Here is a 7,646-nt window from a genome sequence, read left to right as displayed (position 1 = left end):
GTGTAAGACCTCAACGAGAGTCCTCTCGGACGAGGCAGTCGCCGGTGAAGCAGGAACCCCCTGGGGTGACCCAGGGAATCCCCGCCCTTTAGGGCGGGGAGGACTGTCAAGGCAGCTGCTCCACGGTGAGGGTGCCGGCGCGCAGCGCGTCCAGATGCTCGGCGAGCCAGGCCCGTCGCGCATCGGGCGGCAGCGCGGCGAGCCGCTGGGCCGCCGCGGCCGCGTCCGGGTCGGTCACCGACGCCGGGGTGCCGAGCAGGGCGGCGACGACCGCGTCCTGCGCCGGGGTGGCGTCGCGGGCCGCGCCGATGACCGAGGCGACGATGTCGTGGCCGGCGTCCGCCCGTACCGCCGCGGCGACCTGCTCCAGGGTCAGCGTCCGCCCCGGCAGCTGGCTCGGCAGCAGCAGCCGGTACTCCGTCGGGGTCCGGCTCCACGCCTCGCCGGCCCGCGCCACGCCGATCCCGCCGGGCCCGGACCGGTAGGTCGTGGCGGCCTGGGTGACGCGGACCGGCGCGCCGGGCAGCCCCGCCACCGCGTCGAGCACCGGTGCGAGCGCCTCCACCGCGGCCGGCAGGTACACCGCGTACGCCGGATGCAGGCACACCGGGACCGGCGTGCCCTCGCAGATCGGGGTGTAGGGCACCGGCCGGTCGTCGGCGGCGCGGTGCAGGACGGGGATGGCGACCATCCCGTGCGGGTCGATCCGCGCGGTGCCGGCCAGGGCGGCGGCGGACCCGGCGGCGAGCAGCCCGGCCGCGGTGACGGCGGCGGCGGACCGGCGCAGCCACGGCCCGCCGGACCCGGCCGGCAGGCCCACGACGCCGAGCAGCGCCGCGGTGCACCCGGCGAGGAACAGCAGCTGGGCGATCGGCAGGTCGGGCAGGTACCGGTAGAACGTCGCCACCCCCTGGTCGGCGCCGAGGTTCCAGGGGTTCGCGACCAGCGGCGAGATCTGCCAGTGCGAGCGGTCGCCGTGGATGAGCTGGACGGTGAGCTGCAGCGCGAGGAACACGCCGACGGCGGCGACGGGTGCGGTGAGCCGGCTCGGGCGCAGCGCCCCGGCGGCGAACCCGGCCGCGGCGAACGCCGGCAGGCTCGCGGCGCCGACGATCGCGGGCCACCACAGCGGCCCGCCCCACGCGCCCTGCGCGGCGGTCACGCCGTACAGGACGCCGACACACACCAGGTAGGCCAGCAGCGCCCAGCAGGTGGTGGCGGCCCAGGCGACGACCTGCCGGGCCCACCGCGGCCGGGCGGTGGAGGTCAGCAGGCCGGTCATGCCGTGGCGGCCCTCCCGCGACCCGATCCACGCGGCGACCCCGACGACGCTCGGCGCGAACACCGACACGGCGGCGGTCTGCATGCTCGTCGCGCGGATGTTCCACAGCGGCGGGTACGCGATGCCGCGCCGGAACGCGACGAGCCAGAACAGCAGGCCGAGCAGCGGCAGCATCCACACCATCGCGTTGCGGCGCAGCTCCAGCCGCAGCAGCCGGGCCGTCACGGCCGCGCCTGCGCCGGGTCGGTGCCCGCCTGCACGGCAGAGGCGAGGACGGCGCTGTAGCCGCGTTCGAGCGGGGCGTCGCCGGCGGCGTCGGTGCCCTCGCCCCGCGCGGTCAGCTCGCCGGGGGTGCCCCGGAAGACCAGCTTCCCCTGCCGCAGCAGCGCCACGTCGGTGCAGGCGGCGCCGACGTCCTCGACCAGGTGCGTGCTCACGATGACGGTGCCGGTCCCGCCGAGGTCGCGCAGCAGCGCCCGGAACGAGACCCGCTGCTCCGGGTCGAGGCCCGCGGTGGGCTCGTCGAGCAGGATCAGGTCGGGCTCGTTGACGATCGCCTGCGCGATGCCGACCCGGCGCAGCATCCCGCCGGAGAGCGTCCGCAGCTTCGCGCGGGCCTGCCCGCCCAGGCCGACCCGTTCGACGGCGGCGGCCACCGCGCGCGGCACGGCGGCGGCCGGCATCTCCTTCAGCAGCGCGAAGTACTCGACGAACTCCACGACCGTGAACCCCGGGTAGTAGCCGAGGTGCTGGGGCAGGTAGCCGAGCCGCCGCCGGATCCGTCGGCGCTCCCGGTGGTCGCCGGGGTCCAGGCCGAGCAACCGGATCCGGCCCGACGACGGCGGCAGTACCGTGGCGAGCATCCGCAGCAGCGAGGTCTTGCCGGCCCCGTTCGGGCCGAGCAGCCCGACGACGCCGGGGCCGGCGGCCAGCGTCACCCCGGCCACCGCCTGGGTGCGGCCCAGCCGCCGGGTCAGGTCCGTGATCTCGACGTTCATGACGCCTCTCTCGTGATCCGGGTGGCGAAGAGCGCGACGGCCGCGCAGCAGGCGGCGACCGTCAGGTACGGGACGACCAGCGCGGCCTCGGTGATTGCGGCCGTCATCCGTCCGGCGGCGACCCGCCCCGACAGGACGGTGATGACCCAGCCGGCGACGCCCGCCGCCACGCCGGCGTTCGCCGAGCGGGCGAGCGTCGCGGCGGCGAGGGCGAGGGCGCACACCGCGGTCATCGGGACCAGCCAGCCGAACGTGACCGCCGTGGCAGTGCCGGACGCGACCGACGCGCCGAGGCCGAGCAGCGCGTTGAGCCCGAAGACGGCGAGGGCCCGGACCAGCAGCACGAGCCGGTCGCTGACCGCCATGCTGCACGACAGCTCCCACGCGGGATCGATGCCCGGCCCGTACGCGTAGGCGATGCCGGCGGCGGCGACCGCGGGTGCGCACAGGGCGACGTACGGCGTCCCGGTCCCGCGCGTCGCCAGGACCCCGGCGGCGAGCACGACGACCGTGGCGATCACCCAGCCGAGCAGCAGCGACGGCGTGGTGACGAGGGCCCGCGCCAGCCCCGCCGAGCGCAGCAGCCGCCCGGCGAGCCGCTCCACGGGGCCCGGCCGTCGCCGCCACACCTGCGCGGCCACGCCGACCCAGACGCGACCCAGGTCGACGTCGTCAGGCTCAGTCACTGTGCACCTCCGCCCTGCAGCGCGGCCCGCAGCAGCCGGCGGATCTGGTGCGCGCGGCTCTTCACGGTGCCCGCCGGGACACCCATCAGGTCGGCCACCTCGGCCACGGTGCGGTCCTCCTCGTACATCAGCCGCCACGTCTCGCGCTGCGGGCTGCCCTCAGGTCCGAGGGTCTCGACGGCCCCGGCCAGCTCGACCCTGGACAGCGCCGCGTCGATGGGGTCGGGTTGCTCCTCGACCGTGGCGAGGACCGTCTCCGGGCGGCCGCGCCGGCGCAGCCACAGGGCGGCCTGCCGCCGGGCGATGCCCCACAGCCAGCCGCCCGCGCCCTCCCGCCGGTAGCTCCCGGCGCCCCGCCACGCGCCGAGGAACGTCTCCTGCAGCACGTCCTCGACGTCGGCGGCGGGCAGCGCCGCGCGCAGCCGGGCGGCCAGCCACGGCGCGTGCCGTGAGAACAGCACCCGCAGCGCGGTGTCGTCGCCGCCGGCCATCGCGGCGATCAGCGCATCGTCTTCCATCACCTACTCTGTTGCGTGTCGGCGGCGTCAGGTTCGCCGATGCTCTCAGTTTTCCGTTCGCCGTTCTTCCGGTTGCCGTCGCAGGTGTCGTACCGACGACGGCGCCAGCGACAGAAGCACGGTGGCGGCCATGACGGTCGCCGCGACCAGCAGCCAGGTGCGCTCGCCGGCCGCCGCCGCGACGGGTCCGGTGAGCGCCAGGCCGAGCGGGCGCATCACGAACGAGCCGACCTGGTCGAAGGCGAACACCCTGGCGAGCTTGTCGGGTGCGACCTGCTGCTGGATGGCCAGGTCCCAGTTGACGCTGAACACCTCCAGGCCGAGCCCGTGCAGGAACGCGCCCGCCATCACCACCGGCAGCGGCACCGGCAGCGCCATGGCGAGGGGGAAGCAGGCGGTCAGCGCGAGGAACGCGGTGCCGGCGAGCAGCATGCGGCGCGGCCGGTACCGCAGGGTGACGACCCCGCCGACCATGAAGCCGGCCATCAGCGCGGCGAGGGCCCAGCCCCAGGCGGCGTCGCCGAACCGGTGGGTCATCAGGACCGGCCCGAGGACGCCCTGCACGCCGCCGTAGACCAGGTGGTAGATCAGCGCCTGGACCAGCAGCGTCCACAGCCACGTGTGCCGGAGGACCTCACGGGCGCCGCCGGCCAGGTCGTCGAGCATCGAGCGGGCCTCGGCCTTGTCCTGCCCCGTCACCCGCATGGCGGTGAAGCAGGCCGCGCCGGCGGCGAACGTCGCCGCGTCCACGGCGATCGCCCAGCCCGGCCCGAACAGCCCGACGAGCAGGCCGGCGAGGCTGAAGCCGAGGATCATCGCCGTGTTCTGCGACAGGCGCAGCACCGACACGGCGGTCGGCAGCGCCGCGGCCGGCACGGTCTGCGGGACGACGGCGCGGGAGCTCGGGCCGGCGACCGCGGCGAGGCCGCCGTTGAGGGCGCTCATGACGGCGAGCATCGGCACGGTCGCCGCACCGGTCGCCAGGCTCACCGCGACGGCGGCCTGCGACAGGCACGAGAGCGTGGCGGCGACCCGCATGAGCAGCGCGCGGGAGAACCGGTCGCCGAGGACCCCGGCGAACAGGGTGGTGACCACGTCGACCAGCGCGTACGCCGCCACGACCAGGCCCAGCTCGGTCGCCGACCCGCCCAGGTGCAGCACCGCCAGGGCCATCGCCACGGGGGTGATCGCCGACCCGAGCCCGATCAGCGTCCGCCCGGTGAGCAGCCACCGGAAGGGCACCGAGTCCCACGGTCTCGTCGGGTTCTTCGCCTGCCTGTCGAGGACGTCCAGCATGTCCCGACGGTATTTCGCTGACGAATTATTTGTCAACGAACTATTCGCCAGCGAACGAATGCTACGATGCCGGGATGGGGCAGGACTTCGCCGACCGTCACGTCGCCCGCTGGCGCGACCACTGGATCGACATCCCGTTCGACGACGCGATCGAGGCCGCCACCGTGCGCCTGGCCCGCATCTCCCGCCACTTCCGCGACACCATCCAGACCGCCGCGGCGGAGGTGGGGCTGCAGCAGTTCGAGTACGAGACGCTGCACCACCTGATGGTCCGCGACACTCCCGGCCACGCCTCACCGCGCGCGCTCGCCGACGACCTGGGCGTCTCCCCGGCCGGCATGACCGGCCGCCTCGACACCCTGGAGAAGGCCGGCTACATCAAGCGGACCCCCAGCCCCACCGACCGCCGCGGCGTCGACATCGAGGCCACCACCGCCGGCGTCGCCATCTGGCGCCGCGCGATGATGCTCCGCGGCCGCGCCGAGGAGGAGCTCCTCGGCGCCCTCTCCGAGCGCGAGCTCGCCACCCTCAACCGCCTGCTGAAGAAGCTCACCACCGCGACGGAGACCCAGTAGTGCCTCTGCGCCTACGGTCCGGCCTGCCGATCGGCCACCGGGGCCGTCGTGAGCTCCTCCTCGGGCACGGGCCTGGCCGGCAGCTCGTCGGGGTTCAGGGCGAGGAACACGGCGCCGGCCACGGCACCGGCGAGCAGCTGGAAGCCGATGTAGAGCGCGGCCGTGTACCACGTGAGCAGGCCCATCAGCCAGACACCGACGGTGACCGCCGGGTTGAACGCGGCACCGGAGATCCGACCGACGGCGATGGCGCCCGCGGCGACGGTGAAGCCGATCGCCAGGCCGTAGAAGGAGTTGTTCGGGTTCGTCTTGCTCGTGGCCACGTTGAGCATGACGTACACCAGCGCGAAGGTGAACAGCACTTCGACCAGCAGCGCCGTGAACAGTTCCCGGCCGGACAGCTGCAGTGAAGCGACGTTGCGCGGATTCACCACCCACCGGGTCACGACGGCACCGACCACCGCCGCGACGGCCTGCGCGACCCAGTAGGCGATCGCGTCGGGCAGCGCCAGCTTGCGCCGGACGAGGACACCGGTGGTCACCGACGGGTTGTAGTGCCCACCGGAGACATGCCCACCGGCATAGACCATGACCATGAGCACCGCGCCGATGGCCAGCGGAGCGAGCGGCGTCCCGGTCAACACACTCGTGCCGACCGTGAACACCAGGAAGAACGTCCCGATGATCTCCGTGATGTAGGCGGCGTGCTTGTGCATGACTGCCCTCCTCGGCACAGACGGGTCTCGCTCCGGTGCCGCGACCCAGACCGGCGGGCAGCCGGAGCGTGCTGACCTCCTGCCCCCGCCGGCCTCAGTTAGGCCAGCCGGCGCTCACGAAGTACCCAGAGCCACTCCCCGCGGTGCTCGCGCCAGCCAGGATCGTCGGTGTCCACGACGCGGGAACCATGGCGGGCGAGTTCGCTGCGCGCCGACGACTTGCCCGTTCCTGACATGCCGGTTATCAGGATCTTCGACATCGGGACGGACGCCACCCCGTCACGGGTGGGTGTTGGTGAGGACGGCGTCGAGGGGGTGGGGGACGCGGTCGAGGTCGACCGTCTCGACGAGCAGGCCGGCGTAGCGCAGCTTGCGGCGGGAGCCGCTGGCGAAGAAGCGGCGCAGCTGCGCCTCGGGTGGGCGGTCGCGCCAGACCGGCTGGTGCTGCATGGTGCGGAACGGGCCGAGGTCGCCGTGCTCGTCCAGGAGGCCCTCGATCGCCGGTACGCCGATCGCGCGGATCAGCTCGTCCTCCAGATCGGCGACGCACACGTGGAACCCCAGCGCCGCCATCTCCGCACGCGTCGCCGGGGTGCCGATCCCTGCCCGGGCGAGGCCGCGCCGGAAGACGTGCTCCTCGCCGGCGTCGCACAGGCCCGCCAGGCGTACACCCTGCGGACCGAACCTCGCCAGGAACCTCGGGACCGCGTGCGCGCCGCCGGCCGGCAGCACCACGACCCGCTCGGCGTCAAGGTCCCGGCCCCGGCGCCTGGCCAGGGCCTCGAGGGCGATCTGGTCGCTGAGGCCCTCCACCAGCAGGATCGCCGCGGCGCCCTCGACCTTCGCCATCGCCCGGGCGGTCGCCACTACGCCGGCCTCCGGGCCGCTCAGCTCCGCGTCGTCCACCTGCTCGATGCAACGCCCGCGACCGCGGTCCGCGCCACCGAATTTTCCGGCGGCCGCCGGTCAGCCCGGCCAGCCCGGCAGGGTCGGCAGGATGCGCTCGGCGATCTGGGTGGCGCGGGCCTCGTCGCCCGGGTCGTGCGACTCGCGGATGATCGCGATCGAGGCGGTGCCGCCGTGGTCGGTGGGGTCCCAGGCGACCAGCAGCGACGCGCTCTTCAGCGGGATGTTCACGATCGGGACGGGGTCGAGGAGCCAGAGCGCCGGGCGGCCCAGCACGGTCCGCGGCTGCGCCTGCTCGAACAGCCCCTGGTAGTCCGCGACCCGCAGCCGGTCGTGCGCCACGTTCAGCCGCAGCGACGCGTATTGCAGCGACACGGTGCACTGGTGGGAGTCGCCGCCCGGGTCGTACGTGGTGCCGATGCCCTTGACCTTCGCCCCCGGCTCAAGGATGTCGAGGAACTCGCGGTGGTCGACGAACGGGCACAGCTCCTGCGACTTGCGCATCTCCGGGTCGGTCGAGTCGACCTTCGGCACCACGTCGGCGTCGGCGCGGGTGGGGTTCGGGTCCCAGCGGCCCGTCATGACGCCGCCCGCATAGACGGCGATCGCCACGGTGATGATGGCCGGCGGGATCCAGCCGAGGAGGGCGCTGCGTCGCATGGCCGGTGA

General features: G+C 74.3%; 10 protein-coding genes. 1 reads left to right on the top strand and 9 read right to left on the bottom strand.

All coding sequences use genetic code 11. The annotated features are described in order from the left end of the window. Positions 1–106: 106 nt before the first annotated feature. The 5 genes from ABD332_RS36095 to ABD332_RS36075 are packed head-to-tail and all read right to left on the bottom strand — an operon-like array spanning position 107 to position 4,780. Positions 107–1,507, bottom strand: coding sequence for a hypothetical protein (locus ABD332_RS36095; RefSeq protein ID WP_344507247.1), 1,401 nt, complete (start codon positions 1,505–1,507; stop codon positions 107–109). Beyond that, a complete protein-coding gene (locus ABD332_RS36090) occupies positions 1,504–2,280 on the bottom strand; it encodes an ATP-binding cassette domain-containing protein (protein WP_344507245.1) in 777 nt (258 codons plus the stop codon). The genes ABD332_RS36095 and ABD332_RS36090 overlap by 4 nt, the downstream gene beginning before the upstream one ends. Beyond that, on the bottom strand, positions 2,277–2,966 hold the full coding sequence (locus ABD332_RS36085) for a hypothetical protein (RefSeq protein WP_344507243.1): 690 nt from the start codon (positions 2,964–2,966) through the stop codon (positions 2,277–2,279). The genes ABD332_RS36090 and ABD332_RS36085 overlap by 4 nt, the downstream gene beginning before the upstream one ends. Then, positions 2,963–3,484 carry an RNA polymerase sigma factor gene (locus tag ABD332_RS36080; RefSeq protein ID WP_344507241.1) on the bottom strand — a complete coding sequence of 174 codons (522 nt, stop codon included), beginning with the start codon at positions 3,482–3,484 and terminating at the stop codon, positions 2,963–2,965. Before ABD332_RS36080 ends, ABD332_RS36085 begins: the two co-directional genes overlap by 4 nt. Before the next feature lie 45 nt (positions 3,485–3,529). After that, positions 3,530–4,780 carry an MFS transporter gene (locus ABD332_RS36075; RefSeq protein ID WP_344507239.1) on the bottom strand — a complete coding sequence of 417 codons (1,251 nt, stop codon included), beginning with the start codon at positions 4,778–4,780 and terminating at the stop codon, positions 3,530–3,532. A gap of 74 nt (positions 4,781–4,854) precedes the next feature. Between ABD332_RS36075 and ABD332_RS36070 the strand changes: the two genes are divergently transcribed. After that, complete coding sequence (locus ABD332_RS36070; RefSeq protein ID WP_344507237.1) at positions 4,855–5,355, top strand: MarR family winged helix-turn-helix transcriptional regulator; 501 nt, start codon at positions 4,855–4,857, stop codon at positions 5,353–5,355. A gap of 11 nt (positions 5,356–5,366) precedes the next feature. On the opposite strand, the gene ABD332_RS36065 is transcribed toward ABD332_RS36070, so the two are convergent. The 4 genes from ABD332_RS36065 to ABD332_RS36050 all read right to left on the bottom strand — a co-directional run bounded on the left by ABD332_RS36065 (position 5,367) and on the right by ABD332_RS36050 (position 7,637). Next, positions 5,367–6,071 (bottom strand): aquaporin, encoded by a 705-nt coding sequence (locus ABD332_RS36065; protein WP_344507235.1) that lies wholly within the window; start codon positions 6,069–6,071, stop codon positions 5,367–5,369. A gap of 98 nt (positions 6,072–6,169) precedes the next feature. After that, positions 6,170–6,331 carry a hypothetical protein gene (locus ABD332_RS36060; protein WP_344507233.1) on the bottom strand — a complete coding sequence of 54 codons (162 nt, stop codon included), beginning with the start codon at positions 6,329–6,331 and terminating at the stop codon, positions 6,170–6,172. A gap of 19 nt (positions 6,332–6,350) precedes the next feature. After that, entirely contained in the window at positions 6,351–6,977 is a 627-nt protein-coding gene (locus ABD332_RS36055; RefSeq protein ID WP_344507231.1) for a TOPRIM nucleotidyl transferase/hydrolase domain-containing protein, read from the bottom strand. A gap of 60 nt (positions 6,978–7,037) precedes the next feature. Beyond that, on the bottom strand, positions 7,038–7,637 hold the full coding sequence (locus ABD332_RS36050; protein WP_344507229.1) for a hypothetical protein: 600 nt from the start codon (positions 7,635–7,637) through the stop codon (positions 7,038–7,040). Between the last annotated feature and the right edge of the window lie 9 nt (positions 7,638–7,646).

Source organism: Dactylosporangium maewongense (assembly GCF_039531485.1).
GTDB lineage: Bacteria > Actinomycetota > Actinomycetes > Mycobacteriales > Micromonosporaceae > Dactylosporangium > Dactylosporangium maewongense.
This window is presented reverse-complemented; position numbering and strand designations above follow the sequence as displayed.